Genomic DNA, 26,103 nt, shown 5'->3' with positions numbered 1-26,103 from the left:
AACGCCCTTGCACGACGCCATGAAAAAAGCCCACCGCCAAGGTGGGCTTCCCGGCGCCGCTCGCGCCTCAGAAAGGCAGCGGCAGCTTGGCCGTGCGGCCGCCGTCCACGACTATCACCTGGCCGGTGATGAAGGCCGCCGCGTCGCTGGCCAGGAACACGGCGACGCCGCCGATGTCCCCGGGCTCGCCGGTGCGGCCCACCGGGTGCAGCTTCAGCAGGCCGGCGCGGGCCAGCTCGGGTTGTGGCTGGGCGTCGATGTAGGCGTCGCTCAGTTCCGAGTTGATCCACCCCGGGGCGATGGCGTTGCAACGGATGCCGTCGCGCCCCAGGTCGACGGCCATGGCCCGGGTGAAGCCATGCACGCCGGCCTTGGAGCCGCAGTAGGCGGCGTGCCAGGGGTTGGCGCCGATGCCCTCGATGGAGCCGATGTTGACGATGCTGCCGCCACCGCGCCGGCGCATCTGCGGCAGCAGCGCCTTGACCAGGAACACCGGGGCGCGCAGGTTGACGGCCATCATGCGATCCCAATCGTCCTCGTGCATGTCGTCGAGGGATTTCTCGAACATGAAGCCGGCATTGTTGACCAGGATGTCGGCGCCGCCGAAATGCGCCTCGACGGCGCGGGCGATGGCATAGGGCGCCTCGCGCTCGCCCAGGTCGGCCTCACACCATGCCACCCGGGGGTTGGCGCTCAGGTCTTCATCCAGCGGCTGGCGCTGGGCGACCAGCACGCGGGCGCCGGCCTCCAGCAGCTTGTCGGTGATCCCGCGGCCGATGCCGCGCCCGCCGCCGGTCACGACGGCTACCTTGTCATTGAGCAGCATGCTGGCCTCCTCAGCCCGAAACCGGTTTGGCGCCGGTGACTTCGAGCGTTTCCGCGGCAATGTAGCGCGCCTGGTCGGAGGCCAGGAAGGCGATCACGTCGGCGATGTCCTCCGGCTCGGCGATGCGGCCCAGCGGCACGGTCCTGTTCAGTTCCTCGATGGCCTTTTGCGGGTCCAGCCCACGGCGTTCGAAGCCGCTGCGGATCATCGGCGTGTTGATCTCGTGCGGGCACACGGCATTGACGCGGATGCCGAAGGGCGCGGCGTCCCGGCCCAGGTTCTTGGTCAGCGCGGCCACCGCGCCCTTGCTGGTGCAGTAGGCGACGTGCCCGGGGCCGGGGTAGACGCCCCAGACCGACGAGGTGTTGACGATGGCCCCGCCGCCGCGGCGCTTCATGTGCGGTATCGCCGCGCGGCAGAGGAAGAACACGGCGTTCAGGTTGACGTCCATCGCCGTGAACCACATGTCGTCGGTGGTTTCCTCGACGGTGCCGCGGGGAATGATGCCGGCATTGTTGAGCAGGATGTCGACGCCGCCGAAGCGCTCGACCGCCCGGGCGATGATCGCCTCGCAGTATTCCTTCTCGCGCAGGTTGCCGGCCAGGCACTCGGCCTCGGCGCCCAGGGCGCGCGCCTCGTCGACCATGGCCTGGCAGCCCTCGGCGTTGATGTCCGAGATCATCAGCCGGGCCCCTTCGGCGGCGAACAGCCGTACCAGCGCCTGGCCCACGCCGCCGGCGCCACCGGTAATCACGACAATCCTGTTTTCGAATCGCATGGCCTTGCACCTCAGTGGGATGTGTGAGGCCGATGATCGACAGGCCGGGGGCCGGCGACAAACGACTTCTTCGCTGCATTCGATTAACTTTTGGTTAATCGAAACGCTTGGGCATTGGAGAAAATCTATAAAGCACTGCCCTGCACGCTTGAGTTTTGCTTAACTGCCCAGGCGTCTTTCCATAGCGGGTGAGCCCCCATGAGCAACCTCCGGCATTCGCTGCCGCCACTGAATGCGCTACGGACTTTCGAGGCCGCCGCCCGCCACGGCAGTTTCAAGATGGCGGCGGAGGAACTCTACGTGACCCAGGCGGCGGTCAGCCGCCAGATCCAGGTGCTGGAGGACTTCTACGGGCTCAAGCTGTTCCTGCGCGGCAACCGCAAGGTCGAGCTGACCGACGACGGGCATGCGTTGTACCTGGCCGCGTCGTCGGCCCTGCACCACATCGCCAATGCCTCCAGCGACCTGTTGCGGCGCAACGGCCAGGATCATCTCGCCCTGATCACCACCACGGCCTTCGCCCAGCTGTGGCTGATGCCGTGGCTGAAGCAGCTGCGCGCGCAATATCCCGAACTGCAGCTGCACCTGATCAGCACCGAAGGCAACCCCGACTACCAGGAGAACTTCACGGCGGCGGTGACTCTGGGACTGGAGGAGCATCCGCGCTACGTGGCCGAGTACCTGTTTTCCGAGGAGGTGTTCCCGGTCTGCACCCCGGGCTTTCTCGAACAGCATCCCCAGGTCGCGACATTGCCCGGGCTACTGGACGCCACCCTGCTCAACCTCAGCGCGAGCCACTGGAAGGCCAGGCTGTGGGCGCCCATCGACTGGGCGTTCTGGCTGCGGCAGTTCGGCCTGGACGTTTCCGGAAGCCGGGAGGCCATGAACTTCAGCCACTTCTCCATGCTCATGGACGCGGTGCACCAGGAGGTCGGCGTCGGCCTGGCCTGGCGCCACCTGGTCCAGCCGCAGCTGGACAGCGGCAGGCTGGTGCGCCCCCTTCAGGAAACCTACTTCGCCGACGACAGGAAGCATTACTTCGTCTGCCGCCGCGACCTGGCCGGCTCGACGGGCATCCGCATGCTCCGCGAGTGGCTGCTGGCGCAGACCCAGGCGCTGAGAAACCCGGCCCCGTAGCAGGGCGCCGCCTGGCGCTGGGCAAGGCGGCGACCGCTGCGGCGAAGGCCATCGCTACAGACGATGGCCTCCCGGCCGCGGGGCTCAGGCGCCCTGCCCGGCCGCCTCGAACAGCAGCCCGAACAAACCTTCGCAATCGGCGCTGGTAGGCAGCGCCGCGATCGCCCCGGCGATCTCCTGCCGGAGGGCCTCGTCCAGGGTGATGCCGGCCAGCAGGTCGAACTTGGCGCGGAACTCTTCGCGGCTCATGGCGCTGGCGGGGTCGCCCTTGGCCGCGGTCACCGGGCTGGTGAACACCTGGCCGTCCTTGAGCGACACCGAGACCCGCGAAAGGATCTCGTTGGGGAAGCGCGCGGAAAGCTCGTCGCTTTCGACGATGTCGACGCGCTGGCTGACCGCCAGGATGTCCGAGGCGTGCACCGCATCCCCGGTCACCTCCAGCGGCCCCACCTGGCCACGCACGGCCAGGGCCGCCAGCGGGAAGGCCAGGGCGTACTGCGCCTCGTCGGCGTTGGCCGGCGTGTGCCCCTGCAGGCGCATGGATTCGTGGAAGGTCTGCACCTTGATGCGCTCGATGTTCTCGCCGCGGATCTGCGGGTGCTCGGCCATCAGCGCGGTCAGCGCGGTCAGCGCCGGCTGGGCCCAGCGGCACACCGGCCAGGGCTTGAAGTACTGGGCGTCGATCTCCCAGCGCTGGCCCAGGTCGCGCCAGTGGCCGGCGACCTCGTCGAACTCGACCGTCTCGGCCGGGGCCCCGGTGACGCCGGCCTCGGCCAGCAGCAGCGCGTTGAGGCCGGCGAAAGCGCCGGCGCCGTGGGCGTCCCGCAGCATGGAGGGGTGGTCCACCAGGCGCATCATCGGGCAGCGCGGGCCGAAGTATTCGGCAATGCCCAGGGCATGGCGCAACTGCTGTTCGTCGAAGCCCAGCAGGCGCGCGCCGCCACACACCACGCCGATGCCGGAGAACGCGCCCGAGGCGTGGTATTGCGGCGCCGTGGCCATGAGCGCGGCGCCGGCGCGCAGGGCGGTTTCGTAGCCGATGGTCAGGGCGCTGAGCAGTTCCGCGCCGCTGATGCTCCGGCCCTGCTGGCGGCAGGCATCCACCAGGGCCAGCAACGCCGGCACCACGGTGGCGCCGGCGTGGCCCTTGGAGGTGAAGTGGCCTTCGTGGGCATCCAGGCTGTCGACGCAGAAGCCGCCGGCCCAGGCCGCGCCCAGCGGGTGCACCGCGCGGCCGTCGAACAGCAGGCGGCTGGAAAGCACGCCCGCCGGGTAGTGGTTCAAGGCATACCGGCGCAGCGCCTGGCTGGTGGCGTTGTCGCGGGCGCCGGCGGCGACGCCGAGGATGTCCAGCAGGCAGGTCTGCATGAGTTCGCGGGTGTGCGCGGGCGCCTGCTCGAAGCGGAATTCACGGACGAACGAATAAAGCGACATGTGGAGGCTCCACAGACGGGGATCGGGAATCGGAGGAGCGGGTGCCCGGCGGCGGGCACCCGCTGGCGTCACTGCTTGGCCTGGCTGGCGACCGCGCGCGAGGCCTGCAGCCAGCCGTCCCACTGCTGGCGGTGGGCGGCGATCCATTCCTGGGCGTGGCGGCGGACGTCGGCCGGCTTGTTCTCGCCCTTCTGCATGCGCAGGTTCTGCTGGCTTTCGTCGTCGGCGCTGATCTGCAGCTGCGAAAGGAACTTGAGCGCGACCGGGTTCTTGTCGGCGAAGTCCTTGTTCAGCAGCGCCTCGACCTTGTCGATGGCGAAGCCCAGGTTCTTGCCCTGGTAGGTGGTGTTCACGTCGTTGTTGCCGTCGGGCAGGTCGGTCTTGGGCACCTCCAGCCAGACCACGTCGCGGCCTTCCACCAGCACGCCGGCGATCCACTGCGGCACCCAGGTGAAGTAGAGGATCGGCTGGCCCTGCTTGTAGCGGGCGATGGTGTCGGCCATCAGGGCGAAGTAGGAGCCCTGGTTGACGTTGACGCTCTTCTCCAGGTCATAGGCCTTCATGTGGTGGGAGATCACCAGCTCGCAGCCCCAGCCCGGGTTGCAGCCGGTCAGGTTGGCCTTGCCGTCGCCGTCGGTGTCGAACAGCTTGGCGATCTCGGGTTTCTTCAGGTCGGTGATGTAGCGGATGTGGTACTGCTCGGCGGTCTTCTTGTCGATCAGGTAGCCCTGCAGCACGCCGGGGATCACGTCGCCGGCCTTGACCAGCGTGTGCGGCCCGTCGACCTTCTGGTAGAAGGCGTCGTGCAGCTTGTCCCAGAAGTGCACGGTGAAGTCCGCGTCGCCGTAGGACAGCGCCACCATCATCGCCGCGTATTCGGTTTCCTTCGGCTCCTGCACGTCGTAGCCCAGCTCGCGCAGGCCGGCCATGGCCAGCTCGCCGCGGAAGCGCTCCTCGGCGATCGGCGGGAAGATCGGCGTGACCTTCACCCCCTCCCCCGGCTTGTCCGCCGAGGCGGCCATCCCGTACAGCGACACCATGCTCAGGGTGATGGCCGCGGCACAGTGCACAAGCTTGTTCTTGAACGTCTCGAAATGCATCGCTGTATACCTCTTGTTCTTTTCGTTGGGTCGGCAGAATGAATGCAAAGCAGTGGTGGCTCGTTCAGGCCGCCTTGTGCGGCGCCGGCTGGCTGCCGAACAGGCGCAGCAGCAGGCCCACCGGGCCGCTGTGGTACCAGCGGCGGCTCGGGTCGGAACGGGTGCGCTCGCCCATGGCCTGGGTCAGGCGGTCGAGGAAGATCGCCAGCAGCACCAGGCCGACGCCGCCGACCGTGGCCAGGCCCATGTCCAGGCGGCCGATGCCGCGCAGGACCATCTGGCCGAGCCCGCCGACGGAGATCATCGAGGCGATCACCACCATCGACAGCGACAGCATCAGCGTCTGGTTCACCCCGGCCATGATGGTCGGCGTGGCCAGCGGCAGCTGGACGCGCATCAGCATCTGCCGCGGCGTGCAGCCGAAGGCGCGGGCCGCCTCGATCTTGTCCTCGGGCACCTGGCGGATGCCCAGGTTGGTCAGGCGCACCAGCGGCGGCACGGCGAACACGATGGTGACCAGCACGCCCGGCACGTTGCCGATGCCGAACAGCATCACCACCGGCACCAGGTAGACGAACGCCGGCAGCGTCTGCATGGCGTCGAGCAGCGGCCGCACGATGCGCTCGATGCGGTCGCTGCGGGCGGAGAGGATGCCCAGCGGGATGCCGATCACGGCGCAGAAGAGCACGGAGGTCAGCACCAGCGAAAGCGTGGTCATCGACTCGGACCACACGCCGATCAGCCCCAGCAAGGTCAGGGTGACGGCGCACAGCGCGCCCATGCGCGGCCCGGCGAGCTGCCAGCCGAACAGCGCCGCCAGCACGATGGCGATCGTCGGCGGAACGCTCTGCAGCACGTACTCGAAACCGTTGAGTACGTGGTCGATGGGCCAGCGAATGGCGTGGAAGACATCGCGGAAATTGCGTACCAGGAAATTCAGGCTGGTTTCGACCCAATCGCCCAGCGGAATGACCGCGTTCTGGAAGGGATCGAGGAAACTGGACTCGGACATGCTCGCTACCTGCTTCTAGGAATGACGAGGACGGCTGTTGCGCAAGGCTGCGCTCAGTGCCGGCTGAGGGTCTGCAACAGCTGGTTCTTGGAGATGGTGCCGTGCAGCGCGCCGCTGCGATCCAGAACCGGCACCGGGTACGGCAGCTCGGCGACGATGTCGAGCACGTCGTGCAACGGCGTGTCGATGTAGACCGGGTGCCGCTCGTGCAGGGTGTAGTGCCCCGCGCCCGCCTCGCCGGCGGCGCCGGCTTCGGCGCCCATGACGCCCATCAGCTGGTTGCGCTCGTTGACCAGGTAGCTGTACGGCACGCCGGCGTTGGGTTGCGGCCCCTTGCCGTTGAGGCGGCAGAGCACCGCCTGGTCGAGTTCGGCGACGTCGCCGGCCTTGAGTACCCGCGAGCTGTCGAAGCCCTTGAAGAAGGTCCGCACGTAGTCGTTGGCGGGCTGGTTCAGCAGCTCCTGGGGGGTGCCGATCTGCACCACGCGGCCGCCTTCCATGATCGCGATGCGATGGCCGATGCGGATGGCTTCCTCGATGTCGTGGGAGATGAAGATGATGGTGCGTTGCTGCTCGGCCTGCAGGCGCATCAGCTCGCCCTGCATCTCGTTGCGGATCAGCGGGTCGAGCGCCGAGAAGGCTTCGTCCATGAGCAGGATGGTGGGGTCGTTGGCCAGCGCCCGGGCCAGGCCGACGCGCTGCTGCATACCGCCGGAGAGCTGGTGGGGGTAGCTGTGCTCGTGGCCTTCCAGGCCCACCTGACGCAGCGCCTCGCGGGCCCGGCTGTGGCGTTCCTGCTCCCCTACCCCGGCGATCTCCAGGCCGAAGGCGGTGTTCTCCAGCACGCTCATGTGCGGCATCAGGGCGAAGGACTGGAACACCATGCCCATTTCCTTGCGCCGCACGTCGAGCAGGGCCTTGTCCGACAGCCCGGTGATCTCGCGGCCGTTGAGGTGGATGCTGCCGGAGGTGGGCTCGATCAGCCGGTTGAACAGGCGCACCATGGTGGACTTGCCGGAACCGGACAGGCCCATGATGACGAAGATTTCGCCACGCTTGACCGAGAAGCTGGCATCGAACACCCCGACGACATGCCCGGACTTGCGGAATATCTCGTTCTTGTCAGCGCCCTTGCGCAGCATCTCCATCGCTTCGTTCGGGCGCGGCCCGAAGACCTTGAAGATGTTGCGTACCGAAAGGATATCGTCGGTCTGACTCATACGTTCCTCACCTTATGCTTATTCTTGTGGCCAAGGTCTTGCTGCCGGGGACCTCGACGGCCTCGTAGCACCGGTACCGCTGGAAGAATCACGGCCGCCACTGGCGAGGCGGCCCTTCCGTTCTGCAGAAGCTCCTGCAAGGCTTTACAGCGGCCGTCGAAGGCGACGGCGGCGTGTCTTCAAATTAGGGTTCCGCCTGTCGAGCGTCCAACGACATTTGTTCGCTCAAAACCATAACTTGATGTTATTGATCCGGGTCCGTGCCCTGTGCCACGGGGGCCTGGGGCGTTATGCGTCCTACATGGTTGAGCGGCTTGGTGGTTAGGCAGCATCCTGCAACCCCGTCATTCCTGCGAATGCGGGAACCCAGTGGCTTCTTGTTTGGGCGTGTTTGCGCCGCTTCGGCGTGTTCGGATGTTTTTTGTTTCGCCCCCTCGGGCGAGTCCCTTTTGTCAAACGCCACAAAAGGAACCAAAAAGGCTTGCCCCGACATACGGGCCCGATGGAGCCGGGCTACCCTCGCGAATTCCCCCGCCACGGAGGCCCGCCCCGAGGGTACGTCCCTGTAGCCCGCGGGGCTCTCGCGACATCCATGTCGCATGACCTCCTGAGCGCCGGTTTCGCTCGGCCTTCTGAAGGGGCGTTCCGGAGTGCGCGGATGTTTCTCTGGAAGTCCAAACGCCAGAGCAAGAGCGGGCGTGCTTTTGCTTTTCGTAGGAGCGAGCTTGCTCGCGAACCCCGCAGCCACTGGGTTCCCGCGTCCGCGGGAATGACGAGGGGGGTAAGGAGTATCAGGATGACTCTGGACTTCCCGGCCACTCCGAACGGCCCCCTCTCCCTCCGGGAGAGGGCTGGGGTGAGGGCGCTCTTGAACCCAGCACCTACGCCACCGGCAAACCCCGTTCGCGAGCAAGCTCGCTCCTACAGTCATGATGACATCGGCGCACTGGCCGACGAGGTGGAAGGATGGCGCCAGACTCCAGCGCCACTCAGGACAGCTCCCTCTCCCGCTTGCGGGAGAGGGTTGGGGAGAGGGCGCTCTCAAGCCCTGGTGCATGGCCCCCAGGCAAGCTCGGTCGTAGGAGCGGACTCCGTCCGCGATCGGATTCACCGGCCACGCCGGACACCCCCGGCGGCACGGCCAACGGCGTATGACCGCGAACGGTTATACGCCCTACGTTCCTAAGTCACGGGCGCCAGCGGCGTTTCCGCGGGGTCCGGGCGGGCCAGGGCGACGGCGGCCAGCAGCACCATGCAGCCGCCGACGAGCATCGACAGGGTCAGCCGCTCGCCCATCAGCAGTACGGCGATCGCCACCGCCACCAGGGGCTCGACGGTGGACAGCGTGGCCGCCGCCGAAGGACCGATCGCCGGCGCCCCGGCAAGGAACGCGGCGACAGGTATCAGCGTGGCGAAGACCGCCAGCCCCAGGGTTGCCAGCCACGCCTGGCCACCCACCGGGAAGGCGGCGTGCTGGAACAGCGCGGCGACGGCGAAGGTGGCGGCGCAGCCCAGCAGGACGATGGCCGCCGAGGCCAGCGGGTGCTCATGGCGAACGCGGTGTGTGCCGTAGATGACCGCCGCTCCGTAGGCCATCGCCGCGAACAGTGCCCACAGCGCGCCGATGGAAGCGCCGGCCAGGCTCAGCCCCGTAGCCAGCGCCACCCCGCCCAGCGCCAGCAACAGGCTGAACAGCTTCGGCAGGCTGGTGCGTTCCCCCAGCCAGACGATGGAAACCAGGGTGACGAAGGCCGGAAAGCTGTAGACGAGGATGATTGCCAGGCTCACCGAGCTGGCCCGGCTGGCGCTGTAGTAGCCCAGCGCCGCCAGGCCGTAGCCCACGCCCAGCAACAGGTTCTGCCGGACCAGGCGCAGGCTCGGCAAGCCGATGCGCTGCCGGTACAGCAGCGCCAGCAGCACCGCGGCGGCGATGGAGAAGCGCGCCAGCAGCAGGCCGATCGGGTTGGCGCCGCCGGCATAGGCGAAGCTGGCGAACAACGGCTGCAGGCCATAGCAGAACGCGGCCAGCAGAACGAGAAGAAAGCCTCGGGAATGAGCGCTCATTCCGGGAAGAAAACGCGGGGTCCGCATGACCTGCTCCCTGGGTATCAGATCGACCGGGCATTCGAAAAAGCCCCGCTTCACCAGAAGGTGAAGCGGGGCCTGTCCGCAGCGAACGGGAAAGGAATCAGTCGGCCAAACGACTGGTCATCTCGGTGCAGTACCAGTCCACGAACTGGCAGACGCCGTTCTCGGCGATCGAGGAGTACGGGCCGGGCTCGTAGGCCGGCGAGTTCACCCCCGCCTGCGCACCCTCGACCAGGCGCCGGTCCTGGTCGTTGGTGGCGATCCACACGCGGGTCAGGCGTTCCATGTCGTAGTCGATGCCTTCCTGGGCATCCTTGGGCACCAGCCACTTGGTAGTCACCAGGGTCTCGTTGGGGCCCTGGGGCAGCACACGGAAGCTCAGGGCGTGGTCGCCGAGGAAATGGTTCCAGGTGGAGGGGTAGTTGAAGTACAGCAGCGCGCCGATGTTCGGCTCGCCGCTCTTGTCCAGGCGCCGCGCCACCGCCGGCTTGCCGTCCATGGTGTAGCTCACGGCGCCGGCCGAGAGCGGGATGCGCGTCATGCGGAACTGCCCCGCCTCATCCATCACCAGGCGGCTGGGCAGGCCGGCGGCCTCGCAGCGGTCCCAGTGGGCGCTCAGCTCGGGGTCTTCCTCACCGCCCACGCCGGCCACGGAAAGGTTCTCGACGAAGGAATTGAGCAGCTCCGGGTGGGTGCCGTCGCAGTGGTAGCACTCGCGATTGTTCTCGAACACCAGCTTCCAGTTGCCGCGCTCGACCAGGTTGGATTCGAAGGCGACCTTGCAGTCTTCCAGGTTGTGCGGCCCGATGAAGGGCGAGACCGCGTCGCGGAAGCGCGAGAAGTCCGGCGCGGTCTCGGCGACGCACACGTAGATGTAGGTGTTCACCACCTCGCAGTGCGCCAGCTTCAGGCCGTAGTCGGCCGGGTTGAATTCCGGGCCCATGTTGCCGGCGAACAGCAGCTTGCCGTCCAGGTCGAACACCCATTTGTGGTAGGGACAGACCAGCTTGGCCACCTTGCCGCTGTTTTCCGTGCACACCTTGGAGCCGCGGTGCCGGCAGGCGTTGTGGAACGCCCGGACCTGGCCGTCGCCGCCGCGCACCACGGCGATGGGATAGTCGCCGATCTGCAGCGTCAGGTACTGGCCCGGCTTCTCCAGCTCGAAGGTGTGGCCGGCGAAGATCCACTCCTTGTGCCAGAGCTGCTCCAGGTCCTGGCGGTACACCCCGGGGTCGCTATAGACGGCGCGGGGCAGCGCGTGGCGGGCCTTGCGTTGGCGAATCAGGTCGAGCACAGCGGCTTTCTTATCCATTGTTGTATGCACTCCAGAGCAGGCGCGGTTTGGATCGGTGCATGCGTGGATCGGCTGGCGACGGCGTCCGGCGCTGGCGCAGGGGCCCTGCGGCGCGGAGGCTTTCTGTCGTCGGGCGCTTCGGCTAACCTCCATTCACGGAGCCTGCCAGCCCGCCGCGATCACAGCATTTGCGGCAGTCTAGGACCGGGGCCGACGCGAAAGAACCGACATTTTCTCCAAGGTCTTGATTACCTGAAGTTATGGTCAAACACACCGAACCCGATCAGACGCTGATCAAGATGCCGTCGCTGCGCGCGGTGAAGTCCTTCGTGGCCGCGGCCAAGTACCAGAACTTCACCCGGGCGGCCGAGGCGCTGTGCGTCACCCAGGCGGCGATCAGCCGGCAGATCCGCGAGCTGGAAACCTACCTGGGCGCCGACCTGTTCAAGCGCGTGGGCCGCGCGGTGGAGCTGACCCCGGCCGGCTCGATCTTCTTCGACGCCGTGCAGCTGTCCTTCGTCAACATCTCCCAGGCGGCCGAACGCATCCGCCACAACAGCACGTCCAAGTCGATCGTCACCCTCTGCTGCTCGCCGGCCTTCTCGGCGCTCTGGCTCGCCCATCGCCTGCCGGGCTTCTTCGAGGCCAACCCGGACGTGGAGCTGAACCTGATCACCACGCAGAACTTCCTCTCCATGGAGCCGGGGACGCGGCCCGACATCTTCGTCACCAAGATGGCGAAGATCCGCGAGGGCTACCGCAGCTACCCGCTGGTCCACGACGTCATCTACCCGGTGTGCAGCCCGTCCTACCTCGCCCAGCACCCGGAGATCGCCAGCCTGGAAGGCCTGTGCCAAGGCGTGCTGCTCAACCTCAGCCCCTACGGCCGCTCGCAGGTGGCCGAGCACGTCGACTGGAGCGTGTGGATGGCCTTCCAGAACATCGACCTGGACAACGGCCCAGGCAAGCGCCCGCACTTCTTCAACGCCAACGACTACAACCTGCTGGTGCAGATGGTCTTGAGCCACCAGGGCGTGGCGCTGGGCTGGAACCACCTGGTGGGGCACCTGGTGGCCAACGGCTCACTGGTGCGCCCCGTGGAGCAGGAAGTGGTGCTGCACGACAGCCAGCACTACCTGACCTTCAACGAGGACAAGGAAGACGACGACGCCTGCCGCCGCCTGCGCGACTGGCTCATGGCGCAGTTCTGAGCGGCGCCGCCCGGCTACTTCGTCCTGGCCGAGCGCACGCAGCCGTGGCGGATTTCCTTCGACGGCGGGTAGCCAAAGAACGAGGTGTAGCACTTGCTGAAGTGGCTCGGCGAAACGAAGCCGCAGGCCAGCGCCGCCTCCACCAGGGACAGGTCCGAGTGCTGCAGCAGGCGGCGGCTCTCGGTGATGCGCAGCTCCAGGTAGTAGCGCACCGGCGAAGTGCCCAACTGTTCCTGGAACAGGCGTTCGAGCTGGCGCTTGGAGCGGCCCACGCACTGTGACAGCTGGTCGGTGCTCAGCGGCTCCTCGATGTTCGCGCTCATCAGGTTGAGCACGTCGCGCAGCGGTTGCGACATCTTCTCGTGCAGCGCCGGGCGGGTCCGCCGGTAGCGGGACTCCTCGAAGGCCAGGATGTCCACCACGCCGTCGACCAGCTCGCGGCCATACAGGCGGTTGATCCATTCCAGCACCATGTTGAAGGCGCCGGCCGGGCTCCCCGCGGTCAGGCGGTTGCCATCGACGATGTAGCTCTCGGCGGTCACCACGCTGTTCCTCGCCACCTCGGCGAGGGCGGCGCGGTTTTCCGGGTGCACCGCGCATTTGTGGCAGTCCAGCAGCCCCGCCTTGCCGAGGAACCAGGCGCCGTTCCACAGGCCGGCCAGGTCCACGCCCCGGTCGTCGGCGAGCTGCAGCAGGCGGTTGAGCGAGGGCAGCTCGCGCAGCGGCGTGCGCAGGCCGCCGCAGACCACCAGCAGGTCCAGGTCCAGGTGGCGGCTCTCCAGGGCGGCGGAGGGGCAGATGACCAGGCCCAGGTCGCTGGTCACCGGCTCGCCGTCCAGGCTGAAGGTGTGCGTCGAGAAGGCGCCCTCGCGGATCAGGTTGGCGGTGACCAGCGTATCCAGCGCCTGAGTGAAGGCCGGCAGTGAAAAGTGCTCCAGCAGGACGAAGCCCACGCGCCGCTGACGCTGCGGGTCGGCCTTCTTCTCGGCCATGAAGCGGAGATTCTTGCCTTGCATGGCTTCGCTGAATTGTCGTCTTTCCACCGATGGCAGCCTCTATGAGTTCTTGTGGGCAGTTGCGGCGTTCATCAGCCTCGCGGCGGACCTGGCAGGGCGGCGCGGCGAGGGCTGTTCTGTATACCGTCCGTAGGCAAATGTTATACAGGCGCTCTGCCTCCGACCACTCCCCCACGCAGCCCTCGGGCCTGCGCAAACCCTCGACCCCAGTCATGGCCGGCCCGCAAGCGGCCTCGGCGCTCGCCCATCCCCCTCGCGTCATAGCTGGCTGCAACCCTCGCCCCGGTAGTGGAAAAACCTGTGCCGGCGCAGAAAGCCCAGTGATTTCCAACTGGGAAATGCCCGGCCGACAGAGGCGCCAGGGGCCCTCGCCGGCGCCTCTTCGGCGCCCGAAACCCGCTGTATGCGTATGAATTGATCCCAGAAAATGTAATTAGACACCCCGTCGGCGCGCTCCCTATAGTCATTCCACGAACGGCAGGGATCGCCGGCGATGGGCAAGAGGTCCTGCCCGCGCCCCGCACGAGCGGATGATCGACACCACCCAACGACACGACCCGCAAGCCACTGCGGACCTCTTCAAAGCGCACTTCGAAGCGTCGCGCAGACGCCGGCACCGAGGTCGCAGCGGAACATTGAAACTCGGGTAATCCCCCGACTCCGGTTTTCTCGCGTGAGTGAGTCACTCCACGCAACGGATAGCTATTGGCTGAAATAAATAGAACAGGCCCCTGAAATGACGAAGATCACCCATTTACCTGCCGATGACAAAAGCTGTGGCTGGTACCACCTGAGCAAGGCCAGACAACCCAGGCCCACGCATACCGGCCGGACTTCGGCACCTTGGGTGATCGTCGGAGCGGGCTTCACCGGGCTGGCCGCGGCGCGCCAGCTGGCGCTGCATTTCCCCCATGAGGAAATCGTCCTGGTCGAGGCCCAGGAAGTGGGCTTCGGCACCTCCGGGCGCAATGCCGGCTTCGCCATCGACCTGCCCCACGACATCGGCGCCGACGACTACATCGGCGACATCGACATCGCCAGGACCAGCCTCAAGCTCAACCTGATGGGCCAGGACCTGCTGCGCAACCAGGTGGAGCGGCACGGCATCGATTGCCAGATGAAGGCCTGCGGCAAATACCAGGCGGCCATCGAGGACCGCGGCATCGCCGTGCTGGAAGCCTATCGCCGCGGCCTGGACCGGCTCGGCCAGGCCTACGAGATGATCGAGGCCGACGCGCTGCCCGGGCACATCGGCACGCATTTCTACCGCAAGGCGCTGTTCACCCCCGGCACCGTGCTCATCCAGCCCTCCGCCCTGGTCAAGGGCCTGGCGGACAGCCTGCCGGCGAACGTCAGCCTCTACGAAAACACCCCCATCACCGAGGTGGAGTACGGCGACAAGGTCGTCCTCCGGCATGCCCGCGGCAGCTTCATCGCCGACCGCCTGGTGCTCACCAACAATGCCTTCGGCATGAGCTTCGGCTTCCTGCGCGGCAAGATGCTGCCGATCTTCACCTACGCCAGCCTCACCCGCCCGCTGACCGCCGAGGAACAGGCGCGCCTCGGCGGCAAGCCCTACTGGGGCGTCATCCCGGCGGACCCGTTCGGCACCACCGTGCGCCGCACGCCCGACAACCGCCTGCTGATCCGCAACAGCTTCAGCTTCAACCCGGACGGGCGCAGCAACGCCAAGTACCTGGAGCGCTTCGTCAACCGCCACCAGGCCTCCTTCACCAGCCGTTTCCCGATGCTGCCCGAGGTCGGTTTCGAATACACCTGGGGCGGCGCGCTGGCCCTGTCGCGCAACCATTCGGGCTACTTCGGGCAACTGGCCGCCAACGTCTATGGCGCGCTGTGCTGCAACGGCCTGGGCGTTACCCGTGGCACGGTCACCGGCAAGCTCCTGGCCGACTGGCTGGCCGGCGAGCGCAGCGAGCTCATCGACTTCCTGCTGAACTCGCCGGGCCCCAACGGCAACCCGCCGCAGCCGTTCCTCTCCGCGGGAGTCAACCTGAACCTGAAATGGGGGCAATACCGCGCCGGCAAGGAAAGCTGAGCCCCCACCGGTCATTTGCCAGGGAACCTCCGGCCGAGATTGGCCGCACGACACGATTCCCGGCGTGCAGACCTGAAGCCGCAGCGATGCGCATCCGCCGGCCGAAGCGCCTTCGGCTGCCGGTCGCGGGCTGCGGCTTCCGGGAAACCTGAAACGAGGAAAACAATGACAATTACGACTCCATCCATCGAAGACGTGCCCATCAACCGCTTTCACCAGCTGCTGACGATCCGCTCCGGCGGCGGCTCCTTCGTCGACGGCTACGTACTCAGCATCATCGGCGTATCCATGGTGCAGATGACCGCCGCCCTGGGCCTGAGCACCCTCTGGCAGGGCATGATCGCCGCGGCGGCGCTGATCGGCATTTTCTTCGGCGGCTTCATCGGCGGCTGGCTGACCGACCACTTCGGGCGCAAGCGCATCTTCTTCGTCGGCCCGGTGCTGTTCATCCTCAGTTCGCTGGCGCAGTACTGGGTGGAGTCGGCCCCGGCGCTGTTCCTGCTGCGCCTGCTCATCGGCATCGGCGTGGGCATCGAATACCCCGTCGCCACCTCCCTGCTGGTGGAGTTCCTGCCGAAGAAGCACCGCGGCCCGCGCCTGGCGACCCTGACCATCCTCTGGTTCGCCGGCGCCGCGCTGGCCTACATGGTCGGCAACGCCCTGCTCAGGCACGGCGGCGACGACGCCTGGCGCCTGGTGCTGGCCAGCGCCTCGGTGATAGGCGCGGCCCTGTTCCTGGTCCGCCTGGGCACCCCCGAATCGCCGCGCTGGCTGCTGGGCAAGGGCCGTGCAGCCGAGGCCGAGCAGGTCATCAAGAGCGTCTACGGGCCGCGCTTCTCGCTGCAGAACCTGCCCGAGCAGCCCAGGCAGAAGAAGCTCTCGATGTGGAACCTGCTGCACTCCGGCTACGGCAAACGCATGCTATTCGTCAGCATCTTCTGGACCTGCTCGGTGATCCCGGTGTTCGCCGTCTACGCCTTCGCGCCCAAGGTGCTGCTGGCGCTGAACCTCCAGGGTGACTGGGCCGCCTTCGGCTCGGAAACCATCACCCTGCTGTTCGTGGTGGGCTGCATCATCGCCACCCGCCTGATCAACGTCATCGGCCGGCGCAGCATGCTGATCTACAGCTTCCTCTGGTCCGGCCTGGCGCTGCTCGGCCTCGGCGCCTTCCACGCTTCCTCCGAAGCCGTGATCCTCGCGCTGTTCGGCGCCTACGCCCTGTTCATCGGCGGCGCCCAGGTGCTGCAGCTGGTCTACCCGAACGAGCTGTTCCCCACCGAGATCCGCGCCTGCGCGGTCGGCGTGGGCACCTCGCTGTCGCGGGTCGGCGCCGCGGTCGGCACCTACCTCGTCCCCCTGTCCCTGGACAGCCTGGGCATCGCCCAGACCATGTACGCCGCGGCCATCGTCACCCTGGTCGGCCTGCTGTTCGCCTGGGCGCTGGCCCCGGAAACCCGCTCGCTCAACCTGCAGCAGGCGGCCTCGCTCACCTGATCAAGGGCCGCCGCGCCAATGGGCGCGGCGGCCGACCACCACGACCCCACTGGAGAACGCATCATGCAATTCGAAGGCATCTACACCCCCGCCATCACGCCCCTGGCGGCCGACGGCCAGATCGACCATCCGGCCTTCGCCGAAGTGCTGGAATACCTGATCGCCTCGAAGGTCCACGGCATCATCATCGGCGGCTCCACCGGCGAGTACTACGCCCACACCGCCCAGGAGCGCTTCGACCTGGCGGCCAAGGCCAGGGACGTGATCAACGGCCGCCTGCCGCTGATCGTCGGCACCGGCGCCATCCGCACCGAGGACTCGGTGGCCTACGCCAAGGCGGCGAAAGAGATCAAGGCCGACGCCCTGCTGGTCGGCTCGCCGCCCTATGCCCTGCCCACCCAGCAGGAGATCGCCGACCACGTGCTGGCCGTCGACGCCGCCGCCGACCTGCCGATCATGCTGTACAACTACCCGGCGCGCATGGGCGTGGACATGGGCGAGGAATTCTTCGCCGCCGTCGCCGGCTGCCGGAACATCGTCGCCATCAAGGAAAGCTCCGGCTCCACCGGCCAGCTGCACCGCCTGGCCTGCAAGCACCCGCGCATCGCGCTGTCCTGCGGCTGGGACGACCAGGCCCTGGAATTCTTCGCCTGGGGCGCGCGCAGCTGGGTCTGCGCCGGCTCCAACTTCATCCCCGGCGAGCACGTCGCCCTGTACCAGGCCTGCGTGGTCGAGAACGACTTCGCCAAGGGCCGCCGCATCATGGCGGCGATGATGCCGCTGATGGACTTCCTGGAAGGCGGCAAGTTCGTCCAGTCGATCAAGTACGGCTGCGAGCTGGCCGGCCTGCGCAGCGGCGGCGTGCGCGCCCCGCTCAAGGGCCTGACCGAGGCCGAGAAGGCCGAACTGAAAGAGATCGTCGCCGTACTCAAGCGCGAAGTCGCGCAGATCACCGAGGGCACCCACAATGGCTGAATTGCTGAGCAAGGCGGAATACGCCGCCATCGCCGCCGAACTGCGCTTCCCCACCCAGGCCTTCATCGACGGCAGCTTCCGTAACGCCGTCTCCGGCCGCACCTTCGCCAGCAGCAACCCGGCCACCGGCGAGCGGCTGGCCGACATCGCCGCCTGCGACGCCGAGGACGTCAACCTGGCCGTGGCCAGCGCCCGCCTGGCCTTCGAGGACGGCCGCTGGAGCAAGCGCTCCCCCGGCGAGCGCAAGGCGGTCATGCAGCGCTTCGCCCAACTGCTCGAAGACCACGCCCACGAACTGGCGGTGATGGAAAGCCTGGACAGCGGCAAGCCGGTGCGCGAATGCCAGAACATCGACGTGCCGGAGACCATCCACACCCTGCGCTGGCACGCCGAGCTGATCGACAAGATCTACGACAGCACGGCGCCGGTCGGCTCCGGCGCCGTGACCATGGTGGTGCGCGAGCCCATCGGCGTGGTCGGCCTGGTGCTGCCGTGGAACTTCCCGCTGCTGATGCTGGCCTGGAAGATCGGCCCGTCGCTGGCCGCCGGCTGCTCCATCGTGGTCAAGCCGGCCCGGGAAACCACCCTCACCGCCCTGCGCGTCGCCGAGCTGGCGCACCAGGCCGGCATCCCCGCCGGGGTGTTCAACGTGGTGCCCGGCGGCGGCCGCGAGGCCGGCGAGCCCATCGGCCGCCATCCGGACGTGGCCATGGTCAGCTTCACCGGCTCCACCGAGACCGGCCGGCTGTTCCTCAAGTACGCCGCCGAGTCCAACCTCAAGCGCGTGGTGCTGGAGTGCGGCGGGAAGAACCCGGCGGTGGTGATGAACGACGTGGAAGACCTCGACCAGGTCGCCCAGCACGTGGTCAACGGCGCCTTCTGGAACATGGGCGAGAACTGCTCGGCGTCCTCGCGCCTGATCGTCCACGCCGACATCAAGGACGCCCTGCTCGAACGCATCGGCGTGCACATGCGCGACTGGAAGATGGGCGACCCGCTGGACCCGGAAAACCGCCTCGGCGCCCTGGTCAGCAAGGCCCACTTCGAGAAGGTCCGTTCGTACATCGAGCAGGCCCGCAGCGAGCGACTGGACTTCGTCTATGGCGGCCAGACCCAGGGCGACATCTTCGTCGAGCCCACCGTGGTCGACGACGTCGAGCCGCAGAGCCGGCTGTTCCGCGAGGAAATCTTCGGCCCGGTGCTGTCGGTCACGCCCTTCACCGACATCGACGGCGCCATCGACCTGGCCAACGACACCGTCTACGGCCTGGCCGCCTCGGCCTACACTGGCAGCCTGCGCAACGCTCTGCGCCTGGCCCGGGAAATCCGCGCGGGCATCGTCACCGTCAACTGCTTCGGCGAAGGCGACGCCTCGACGCCCTTCGGCGGCTACAAGGAGTCCGGCTTCGGCGGGCGCGACAAGTCGATCTGGGCCCACGACCAGTACACCGAGCTGAAGACCATCTGGATCGACGCCTCGTGATACCTGCTGCAAAACCCTGATCCAACCCGCAGTACCGCCCCCAGCGCCGCCCGGCGCTGGGGGCGTTTTCCATCCAGGGCGGCGAACGGGGCGATGTGCTTCGCCGGGTTGCCGGATTCGGCGCCACCACCCTCCCCCCGCGGCACTTTCCACCCATCGGAAAAATGACTTTTATTTCTTGTAAAACAAAGAGATAGGCCAGCGTATATCCGCCGACATATGGACACCCACAAGGCCCGTCCCTAGCGTGGAGCCCCACGGCAATCCCACACCAACAACAAGCAGGAGATACCCATGGGACGACTGAACGGCAAAGTGGCGCTGATCACCGGCGGCGCGGGCGGCTGCGGCCTGGCCGCTTCCGAACTCTTCGCCCGCGAAGGCGCCAAGGTCGCCTTGCTCGACCTTCCGCACAGCGACGGCAAGGCCGTGGCCGAGCGGATCAACGCCGCCGGCGGCACGGCCCTCTTCGTGCCCACCGACGTCTCCGTCGCCGAGCAGGTCGAGCGCGCGGTAGCGCAGGTAGAGGAACGCTTCGGCGCCGTCACCGTGCTGATGAACCACGCCGGCACCATCCACGTCGGGCCCTTCCTGGAAACCCGCGAGAGCGACTGGGACCGGCTGATGAACATCAACGTGAAGAGCATGTTCCTGGTGACCCGCGCCGTGCTGCCGAAGATGATCGAGGCCGGCGGCGGCAGCATCATCTGCACCTCGTCCATCTCCGGCGTGGTCGGCACCCCCATGGAGGTCCTGTACTGCACTACCAAGGGCGCCTGCCACATGTTCGCCCGGGCGATCTCGGTGGAATATCGCGACCGCAACATCCGCAGCAACGCCATCTGCCCCGGCTTCATCGGCACCGCCCATGGCCGCCGCGAGCTGGACCTGCTGCGCGAATTCGGCACCGAGGTTTCCGACGAGGCGCTGCGCGCCATGCAGGGCCGCCTGTGCGACCCACGCGAGGTGGCCTCGGCGGCGCTGTTCCTGGCCAGCGACGACGCCAGCTTCGTCAACGGCGCCCACCTGTTCGTCGACAACGCCTACACCGCGGCCTGACCGGCCCGAGCCGCGCGCCCAGACCAACAACAACGCCCGGCTCGCAAAACACTTAGCTCTGCCAATAGACAAGAAACCTACAAGAGACAGAGGCAGCTAATGGAAAACATCGGCACGTACGTCATCTACCTCATCATGGCCTGCGCCGTGGTCGGCGCCATCGCCTCCATCCTCGACGCCGAGTCGGAGCTGGGCAAGGAGTTCAACGCCGGCCTGCACAGCATCGGCCCGATCTTCATCCCGGTCGCCGGCATCATGGCGGCGATCCCCTTCATCTCCAGCTTCATCAGCCACTACGTGGGCCCGCTGTTCACCGCGCTGGGCGCCGACCCGGGCATCGCCGGGGCGATCTTCATCGCCTCGGACCTGGGCGGCTACCAGCTGGCGCAGGCCCTGGCCCACGACCCGGAAGGCTGGATCCTCGGGCTGATCACCGGCTTCCAGTCCGGTTCGACCATCATCTTCGTCATCCCCGTGGGCCTGGCCATGCTCGCCAAGGCCGACCACAAGTACATGGCCCTGGGCATCATGGCCGGGCTGCTGAGCATTCCCATCAGCATCGTCTTCATCGCCATGGGCATGCAGCTGCTGGGCCTGGGCGTGCGCCCGGACATCGCCACCAGCGGCGCCGCCACCCTGCAACTGCACTTCGACCTGCCGATGCTGCTGCGCAACCTGCTGCCGCAGATTCTCTTCTGCATCGCCCTGGCCGCCGCGCTGCGCTACGTGCCGGGGCTGATGGTGCGGCTGTTCCTCAAGCTGGGCAGCATCATGTACGCGGCGGTCACGCTGATCCTGGTGGCGTCCATCGTCGAGTACTTCACCGGCTTCTTCACCGCCAACTTCGGCAGCTGGGGCTTCGCCCCCATCATCGCCGACAAGCAGGACCAGTTCCGCGCGCTGGAAATCTCCGGCTACGTGGGCATCATGCTCTGCGGCGCCTTCCCGATGGTCTACCTGATCAAGCGCTTCCTCTCCCGCCCCATCGAGCGCGTGGCCTCGCACCTGGGCCTGTCGCCGGTGGGCGCGGCGGGCATCCTCGCGGCGTCGGCCAACATCCTCGCCATGTTCCGCCTGGTGGCGGACATGCCGCCCAAGGACAAGGTGCTGGTCATCGCCTTCGCGGTGAGCGCGGCCTTCACCTTCGGCGACCACCTGGCCTACTCCGCCAACTTCCAGCCGAGCTTGATCCTGCCGCTGATCATTGGAAAACTCGGCGGTGGCCTGATCGGCATGCTCCTGGCCTACTGGCTGGCGGTGCCCAAGGCGCAGCAGCTGGGCAGCCAGGAAGCACCGCAGGACGCACTGCGCGCCTCGACCGGACTGTCCTGACGCACCCGCGCAGGGGCGCCCCGCGGCGCCCCTGCCAGGCCCAGGCACCCGCCGGCCCCGCGCCGGCGCGGCAACACCGGCTCAAGACAGGCGACGCAGCCCTCCATGAACAGCCAAGACGCGAAGAAGCTGGCGGACCTGATGGCCGCCGTCGGCACCGACAAGCTGGGGCACGCCATCGGCTCGCTGCTGGACGGCAGGGTCGGCTTCGACATGAGCTGCGGATACCTGTTCCGCTTCGACCGCAACGCGGAACTGCTGCACGACGGCTACAACGGCCAGGTGTCGGCGAAGACCCTGGAGGCCTATTCCCGCGGCGGCTATCTGCTCGATCCCTTCTACGTGGCCAGCATGAACCGCCACCCGGCCGGCCTGTGGCGCATGAGCGACCTGGCGCCGGACAGCTTCTTCTCCTCCGGCTTCGCCATCTCCCGCGACCTGCACCCCTGCGTGTCGTCCACCCACGGCACCCAGGTCGAGGAGATCGGCTACATCATCCACCTGCAGCCGCGCACGGCCATCGTCTTCTCGCTGATGAAGGCCGAGGACCACGGCCCCTTCGCACCAAAGGAAGTCCAGCACCTGGAAACCCTGGCGCCAGTGATAGCCGCGGCCTGGGAACTGCATTGGCGCACCGCCCCGAAGCCCGCCGAAGCCACCACGGAAGCGCCCGAAAGCGAACTGGAGAGCGCCTTCGTCGACATCCTCCAGGGCCAGTTGACCGACGCCCAGCGCTACATCGCCAAGCTCATCCTGCAAGGCCACAGCAACGCCTCCATCGCCCACCTGCTGGGCATCTCCGAAGGCACCGTGAAGGTCCACAAGCACAACATCTACCAGCGCCTGGAGATCTCCAGCAACTCCGACCTGTTCCGGTTGTTCATTGGCTATATCGCGCAGTCGGCGAGGTAGGGGCGTTTAGCTGTTCAAGCCCGGACACAAGAGCGACTGCCTTGCAGGCTGCTCGCTCCTACGAAAAGCTGTGCCAGCCCGTACTGTAGGAGCGGACTCCGTCCGCGATTGGGCTCACCGACCAGGCCGGACACCCCGTGTGACATAGCCAGCGGCGGATAACCGCGAACGGTTATCCGCCCTACAAACTCTCCGGCTGACGCTGGGTTATACGCCCACGCCGAACGGCCCCCTCTCCCTCCGGGAGAGGGCTGGGGTAAGGGCAACGGACGTCGCCCACACTCCGCAGCCAAACCTGTGCTCCGCTCCCCCTCCCTAACCCTCCCCCGCAAGCGGGAGAGGGGACCGTTCGGCGCAGTGCGGAATCACGAAGCTCCCTGCCTCCACCGTCCACTCCTACGTCTCTGGGTTCCCGCGCTCGCGGGAATGACGGAGGTATCAGGACTGCGCCCGAGTTTGACGCCGCTCAGGACGGCCCCCTCTCCCGCTTGCGGGAGAGGGCTGGGGAGAGGGTGCTCTTCTGCGAACCTCCGCTCCAACCTCAACCCCGTCATACCCACGCTCACAAGAATGACAAGAGAGAGCTAGGCGCCCCCGGATAACTCCGGATAATGAACGGCATCCCGCCCGCGTCGAAACAAGAGGCCCCAATGCTCACCGTGCAAGACCTGATCGAGATCGAGCTGCTGAAACTGCAGGCGGTCGCCGGCCTCGCCGGCACCGGCAGGATGATCACCTGGGCCCATGCCGTCGACCTGCCGGACCCGTGGCGCTGGGTCTCCCCGGGCGACCTGGTCATGACCACTGGCGTTGGCCTGCCCGAAGCCGCGCAGGACCAGGTCGCTTGGCTGGAGCAACTGGTACAGAGCAACGCCAGCGCACTGGTGGTCGCGCCCCGTGACGACGCCCCGGCGCTGTCGGACGAGCTGCTGGCGGCGGCCGATCGCCTGTTGTTCCCCGTTCTCCGCGGCAGCTTCGAGCTCGAGTTCGTCAAGCTGTCCCACCATGTGATCGAAAGCGTGCTGCAGGCCCAGCGCGAGCGCTTCAATGCCAGCGAGCGGCTGTTCCAGACCTACGCCGAAGCCCTGCGCAAGGAGCCCGACATGGCCGGCCGCCTTTCGATCCTGGCCGCCACGCTGGACATGTACCTGGCGATCGAGGACGCGGTCAGCGGCGTCGACATCGTCGAAACCCGCTCGACCCGGAAACCATCCCCGGAGCGGCTGGAACGGATACCCATCGCCGGGCGGGCGCGGGCCAACCTGGTCATGGCCCGCAAGGGCGAAAGAATGCTGGACGACCCCCTCCTGGTACGTTCGCTGGTCGGCCTGCTCGGCGTCGAGCTGGAACGCCTGATGATCCACCGCGACCAGCAGCGCGAAGAGGGCTCGGCGCTGCTGCGCAGCCTGCTGGAGGGCGAGACGGAGTTCAGCCTCGCCCGCCCCCTCCTGGAACAGCGCGGCCTGCTCGGCAGCCTGGTGTGCCTTGCGATCAAGCCGGGTGGCAACGGGCCCTGGAGGCCGGACGAACTGCACCAGGCGCCCGCCCTGCACCAGGCGAGCCCCCTGCTGCTGAACGACAAGGGCCTGCTGCTGGCGGTCAGCCGCGACGACATCGACCTATTCGATGCCCTGCGCAGCAATCTCGGCGAGGGCACCGTGATCGGCGTGAGCGGGCCGATCGCAGCGGCGACGGGCTTTCGCGAAAGCGTCAGGCAGGCGCGCCTGGCCCTGGCCCAGGCGCAGGAAGTGGAGGCCAGCGTGCTGCGCTATGGCGAGGCGGAGACCGGCCTGATCATGGCGCCGAAGTCCCTCGCCGAAGCCCGGGCGCTGGTGGGGCGCTACCTGGGCCCGCTGATCGAGCACGACCGCACCCAGGGCGCCGCGCTGCTGCCCACGCTACTGGCCTTCCTGGAAAACGACGGGAACTGGAAAGCCACCGCCTTCGACCTGGGCATCCACCGCCAGACCCTGGTCTACCGGCTGAAGTTCGTGGAGCAGCTGACGGGCCTCAAGCCCACCTCCACCAATGGCATCGCGCGCTTCTGGATCGCGCTCCAGGCCGCGAAGAACACCGAGCTGTTCGATCGGACACCTTGAATGCAAACGGCCCCGCACCTGGGGTGCGGGGCCGTCGGAGCCCAGTCGCCGCCAGCCTCAGTCGCTGGTCGGCATCGCGAACTCGGCCCCCTTGGCGATGGCCTGCGGCCAGCGCTGCATGATGCTCTTCTGCCTGGTATAGAAGCGCACACCCTCCTCGCCATAGGCATGCATGTCGCCGAACAGGCTCTTCTTCCAGCCGCCGAAGCCGTGCCAGGCCATCGGCACCGGGATCGGCACGTTGATGCCGACCATGCCCACCTGGATGCGCCGGCCGAACTCGCGGGCGATGTGGCCATCGCGGGTGTAGAGGCTCACGCCGTTGCCGAACTCGTGGTCATTGATGAGCTGCACCGCCTCGGCGAAGTCCTTGACGCGCAGGCACGCCAGCACCGGGCCGAAGATTTCTTCCCGGTAGATGCGCATGTCGCGGGTGACGTCATCGAACAGCGTGCCGCCCAGCCAGAAGCCATCGCCACAGCCCTCGCCCGCCGCCTCGCCGTCGAAGCCGCGGCCGTCCACCAGCAGCGTCGCCCCTTCCCGGACGCCCTGCTCGATGTAGCCGGTGATGCGCTCGAGCGCGGCGCGGGTGACGATCGGCCCCATCTCGGCCGCCAGGTTGCTGCCCTCGAGCACCTTGAGCGCGCGGGTACGTTCGATCAGCTTCGGCATGACCTTCTCGGCGGTTTCGTCGCCGACGAAGACCGCCACGCTGATGGCCATGCAGCGCTCGCCGGCCGAGCCGTAGGCCGCGCCGATCAGCGCATCCACCACCTGGTCGATGTCGGCATCGGGCATGACCACCAGGTGGTTCTTCGCTCCGCCCAGGGCCTGGACGCGCTTGCCGTGGCGCGCGCCGGTCTCGTAGATGTGGTTGGCGATGGGTGTGGAGCCGACGAACGAGATGGCCTGCACGTCGGGATGTTCGAGCAGCGCGTCGACCGCCCCCTTGTCGCCCTGCACCACGTTGAACACGCCGTCGGGCAGGCCGGCCCGCTTGAGCAGCTCGGCGAGGAACAGGCTCGGGCTGGGGTCGATCGGGCTGGGCTTGAGCACGAAGGTATTGCCGGTGGCCAGGGCCACGGGGAACATCCACATCGGCACCATCACCGGGAAGTTGAACGGCGTGATGCCCGCCACCACGCCCAGCGGCTGGCGCAGCGTCCAGTTGTCGATGTTGCTGCTGACCTGGTCGGTGAAGTCGGTCTTCAGCAGTTGCGGCGCGCCGCAGGCGAATTCGACGATCTCGATGCCGCGGGTGACTTCGCCCTGGGCGTCGGTGAACACCTTGCCGTGCTCGGCGGTGATCAGCCGGGCCAGTTCGTCGCGGTGCTCGTTGAGCAGGGCCAGGAAGCGGTTCAGCACTCGCGAGCGGCGCAGCGGCGAGAGATTGCTCCAGGCCGGGAAGGCGGCCTTGGCGCAGGCCACGGCCGCGTCCACGTCGGCGTGGCTGGCCAGTTGCACCTGGCCGGTGGCGACGCCGGTGGCCGGGTTGTAGACCGGCAGTTGCTGGCCGCTGGTGGCCGCCACCCGGGCGCCGGAGATCCAATTCATGATGGTTTGGGTCATTGTCTTTC

20 protein-coding genes are annotated in these 26,103 nt (G+C 67.4%); 10 read left to right on the top strand and 10 right to left on the bottom strand.

The annotated features are described in order from the left end of the window. Positions 1-67: 67 nt before the first annotated feature. Positions 68-826, bottom strand: coding sequence for an SDR family NAD(P)-dependent oxidoreductase (locus tag BM060_RS25970; protein ID WP_174672456.1), 759 nt, complete (start codon positions 824-826; stop codon positions 68-70). A gap of 10 nt (positions 827-836) precedes the next feature. Then, positions 837-1,604 carry an SDR family NAD(P)-dependent oxidoreductase gene (locus BM060_RS25965; protein ID WP_074984485.1) on the bottom strand — a complete coding sequence of 256 codons (768 nt, stop codon included), beginning with the start codon at positions 1,602-1,604 and terminating at the stop codon, positions 837-839. 198 nt (positions 1,605-1,802) lie between these two features. Here BM060_RS25965 and BM060_RS25960 point away from each other — a divergent pair, with 198 nt between their 5' ends. Further along, on the top strand, positions 1,803-2,741 hold the full coding sequence (locus BM060_RS25960; RefSeq protein WP_074984482.1) for a LysR substrate-binding domain-containing protein: 939 nt from the start codon (positions 1,803-1,805) through the stop codon (positions 2,739-2,741). 84 nt (positions 2,742-2,825) lie between these two features. Here the strand turns inward: BM060_RS25960 and BM060_RS25955 are convergent, their stop codons facing one another. From BM060_RS25955 to BM060_RS25930, 6 genes are all read right to left on the bottom strand, one after another. Next, on the bottom strand, positions 2,826-4,175 hold the full coding sequence (locus tag BM060_RS25955; RefSeq protein ID WP_074984480.1) for an MmgE/PrpD family protein: 1,350 nt from the start codon (positions 4,173-4,175) through the stop codon (positions 2,826-2,828). 68 nt (positions 4,176-4,243) lie between these two features. Continuing rightward, the gene (gene proX / locus BM060_RS25950; protein ID WP_370686648.1) at positions 4,244-5,215 is read right to left on the bottom strand and encodes a glycine betaine/L-proline ABC transporter substrate-binding protein ProX; all 972 of its coding nucleotides are present in this window, start codon (positions 5,213-5,215) and stop codon (positions 4,244-4,246) included. A 124-nt stretch (positions 5,216-5,339) separates the two neighbouring features. Continuing rightward, positions 5,340-6,287 carry a glycine betaine/L-proline ABC transporter permease ProW gene (gene proW / locus BM060_RS25945; protein ID WP_069865375.1) on the bottom strand — a complete coding sequence of 316 codons (948 nt, stop codon included), beginning with the start codon at positions 6,285-6,287 and terminating at the stop codon, positions 5,340-5,342. A gap of 53 nt (positions 6,288-6,340) precedes the next feature. Then, positions 6,341-7,507 carry a quaternary amine ABC transporter ATP-binding protein gene (locus BM060_RS25940; protein ID WP_074984474.1) on the bottom strand — a complete coding sequence of 389 codons (1,167 nt, stop codon included), beginning with the start codon at positions 7,505-7,507 and terminating at the stop codon, positions 6,341-6,343. Between the two features lie 1,182 nt (positions 7,508-8,689). After that, complete coding sequence (locus tag BM060_RS25935) at positions 8,690-9,571, bottom strand: DMT family transporter (RefSeq protein WP_245323034.1); 882 nt, start codon at positions 9,569-9,571, stop codon at positions 8,690-8,692. Between the two features lie 124 nt (positions 9,572-9,695). Next, entirely contained in the window at positions 9,696-10,907 is a 1,212-nt protein-coding gene (locus BM060_RS25930) for an aromatic ring-hydroxylating oxygenase subunit alpha (protein ID WP_074984469.1), read from the bottom strand. A gap of 242 nt (positions 10,908-11,149) precedes the next feature. On the opposite strand from BM060_RS25930, the gene BM060_RS25925 reads away from it, so the two are divergent. Beyond that, positions 11,150-12,100 carry a LysR substrate-binding domain-containing protein gene (locus tag BM060_RS25925; RefSeq protein WP_074984467.1) on the top strand — a complete coding sequence of 317 codons (951 nt, stop codon included), beginning with the start codon at positions 11,150-11,152 and terminating at the stop codon, positions 12,098-12,100. A gap of 14 nt (positions 12,101-12,114) precedes the next feature. On the opposite strand, the gene souR is transcribed toward BM060_RS25925, so the two are convergent. Next, on the bottom strand, positions 12,115-13,143 hold the full coding sequence (gene souR / locus BM060_RS25920; protein ID WP_245323035.1) for a GlxA family transcriptional regulator: 1,029 nt from the start codon (positions 13,141-13,143) through the stop codon (positions 12,115-12,117). A 709-nt stretch (positions 13,144-13,852) separates the two neighbouring features. Here souR and BM060_RS25915 point away from each other — a divergent pair. The 8 genes from BM060_RS25915 to BM060_RS25880 all read left to right on the top strand — a co-directional run bounded on the left by BM060_RS25915 (position 13,853) and on the right by BM060_RS25880 (position 24,526). Continuing rightward, positions 13,853-15,172: an NAD(P)/FAD-dependent oxidoreductase gene (locus tag BM060_RS25915; RefSeq protein WP_074984461.1), complete on the top strand. Its 1,320-nt coding sequence runs from the start codon at positions 13,853-13,855 to the stop codon at positions 15,170-15,172. A 165-nt stretch (positions 15,173-15,337) separates the two neighbouring features. Next, entirely contained in the window at positions 15,338-16,666 is a 1,329-nt protein-coding gene (locus BM060_RS25910) for an MFS transporter (protein ID WP_074984458.1), read from the top strand. A 63-nt stretch (positions 16,667-16,729) separates the two neighbouring features. Then, positions 16,730-17,641 (top strand): dihydrodipicolinate synthase family protein, encoded by a 912-nt coding sequence (locus tag BM060_RS25905; RefSeq protein ID WP_074984456.1) that lies wholly within the window; start codon positions 16,730-16,732, stop codon positions 17,639-17,641. Next, positions 17,634-19,124, top strand: a complete 1,491-nt coding sequence (locus BM060_RS25900; RefSeq protein WP_074984453.1) for an aldehyde dehydrogenase — start codon at positions 17,634-17,636, stop codon at positions 19,122-19,124. Before BM060_RS25905 ends, BM060_RS25900 begins: the two co-directional genes overlap by 8 nt. Before the next feature lie 294 nt (positions 19,125-19,418). Then, a complete protein-coding gene (locus tag BM060_RS25895; protein ID WP_074984451.1) occupies positions 19,419-20,183 on the top strand; it encodes an SDR family NAD(P)-dependent oxidoreductase in 765 nt (254 codons plus the stop codon). Between the two features lie 99 nt (positions 20,184-20,282). After that, on the top strand, positions 20,283-21,515 hold the full coding sequence (eutH, locus tag BM060_RS25890; protein WP_009620098.1) for an ethanolamine utilization protein EutH: 1,233 nt from the start codon (positions 20,283-20,285) through the stop codon (positions 21,513-21,515). Positions 21,516-21,620: 105 nt separating this feature from the next. After that, the gene (locus BM060_RS25885; RefSeq protein ID WP_074984448.1) at positions 21,621-22,427 is read left to right on the top strand and encodes a helix-turn-helix transcriptional regulator; all 807 of its coding nucleotides are present in this window, start codon (positions 21,621-21,623) and stop codon (positions 22,425-22,427) included. Between the two features lie 650 nt (positions 22,428-23,077). After that, positions 23,078-24,526: a PucR family transcriptional regulator gene (locus BM060_RS25880; protein WP_074984446.1), complete on the top strand. Its 1,449-nt coding sequence runs from the start codon at positions 23,078-23,080 to the stop codon at positions 24,524-24,526. A 57-nt stretch (positions 24,527-24,583) separates the two neighbouring features. Here the strand turns inward: BM060_RS25880 and BM060_RS25875 are convergent, their stop codons facing one another. Next, positions 24,584-26,095: a CoA-acylating methylmalonate-semialdehyde dehydrogenase gene (locus BM060_RS25875; protein ID WP_074984443.1), complete on the bottom strand. Its 1,512-nt coding sequence runs from the start codon at positions 26,093-26,095 to the stop codon at positions 24,584-24,586. Positions 26,096-26,103: the final 8 nt, after the last annotated feature.

Source organism: Pseudomonas citronellolis, from assembly GCF_900112375.1.
Lineage (GTDB): Bacteria > Pseudomonadota > Gammaproteobacteria > Pseudomonadales > Pseudomonadaceae > Pseudomonas > Pseudomonas citronellolis.
The sequence above is the reverse complement of the archived record's forward strand: the minus strand, read 5'-3'. Positions and strand labels throughout refer to the sequence as shown.

What these genes read in the sequence shown, in the direction of transcription:
- BM060_RS25895 (WP_074984451.1), top strand. Translation starts at nt 19,419, where the DNA reads ATGGGACGACTGAACGGCAAAGTGGCGCTGATCACCGGCGGCGCGGGC.
- BM060_RS25940 (WP_074984474.1), bottom strand. Translation starts at nt 7,507, where the DNA reads ATGAGTCAGACCGACGATATCCTTTCGGTACGCAACATCTTCAAGGTC.
- BM060_RS25960 (WP_074984482.1), top strand. Translation starts at nt 1,803, where the DNA reads ATGAGCAACCTCCGGCATTCGCTGCCGCCACTGAATGCGCTACGGACT.
- proW (WP_069865375.1), bottom strand. Translation starts at nt 6,287, where the DNA reads ATGTCCGAGTCCAGTTTCCTCGATCCCTTCCAGAACGCGGTCATTCCG.
- BM060_RS25885 (WP_074984448.1), top strand. Translation starts at nt 21,621, where the DNA reads ATGAACAGCCAAGACGCGAAGAAGCTGGCGGACCTGATGGCCGCCGTC.
- BM060_RS25900 (WP_074984453.1), top strand. Translation starts at nt 17,634, where the DNA reads ATGGCTGAATTGCTGAGCAAGGCGGAATACGCCGCCATCGCCGCCGAA.
- BM060_RS25965 (WP_074984485.1), bottom strand. Translation starts at nt 1,604, where the DNA reads ATGCGATTCGAAAACAGGATTGTCGTGATTACCGGTGGCGCCGGCGGC.
- BM060_RS25915 (WP_074984461.1), top strand. Translation starts at nt 13,853, where the DNA reads ATGACGAAGATCACCCATTTACCTGCCGATGACAAAAGCTGTGGCTGG.
- BM060_RS25970 (WP_174672456.1), bottom strand. Translation starts at nt 826, where the DNA reads ATGCTGCTCAATGACAAGGTAGCCGTCGTGACCGGCGGCGGGCGCGGC.
- BM060_RS25875 (WP_074984443.1), bottom strand. Translation starts at nt 26,095, where the DNA reads ATGACCCAAACCATCATGAATTGGATCTCCGGCGCCCGGGTGGCGGCC.
- BM060_RS25925 (WP_074984467.1), top strand. Translation starts at nt 11,150, where the DNA reads ATGGTCAAACACACCGAACCCGATCAGACGCTGATCAAGATGCCGTCG.
- BM060_RS25955 (WP_074984480.1), bottom strand. Translation starts at nt 4,175, where the DNA reads ATGTCGCTTTATTCGTTCGTCCGTGAATTCCGCTTCGAGCAGGCGCCC.
- BM060_RS25880 (WP_074984446.1), top strand. Translation starts at nt 23,078, where the DNA reads ATGCTCACCGTGCAAGACCTGATCGAGATCGAGCTGCTGAAACTGCAG.
- BM060_RS25905 (WP_074984456.1), top strand. Translation starts at nt 16,730, where the DNA reads ATGCAATTCGAAGGCATCTACACCCCCGCCATCACGCCCCTGGCGGCC.
- BM060_RS25930 (WP_074984469.1), bottom strand. Translation starts at nt 10,907, where the DNA reads ATGGATAAGAAAGCCGCTGTGCTCGACCTGATTCGCCAACGCAAGGCC.
- proX (WP_370686648.1), bottom strand. Translation starts at nt 5,215, where the DNA reads ATGGTGTCGCTGTACGGGATGGCCGCCTCGGCGGACAAGCCGGGGGAG.
- BM060_RS25935 (WP_245323034.1), bottom strand. Translation starts at nt 9,571, where the DNA reads ATGAGCGCTCATTCCCGAGGCTTTCTTCTCGTTCTGCTGGCCGCGTTC.
- eutH (WP_009620098.1), top strand. Translation starts at nt 20,283, where the DNA reads ATGGAAAACATCGGCACGTACGTCATCTACCTCATCATGGCCTGCGCC.
- BM060_RS25910 (WP_074984458.1), top strand. Translation starts at nt 15,338, where the DNA reads ATGACAATTACGACTCCATCCATCGAAGACGTGCCCATCAACCGCTTT.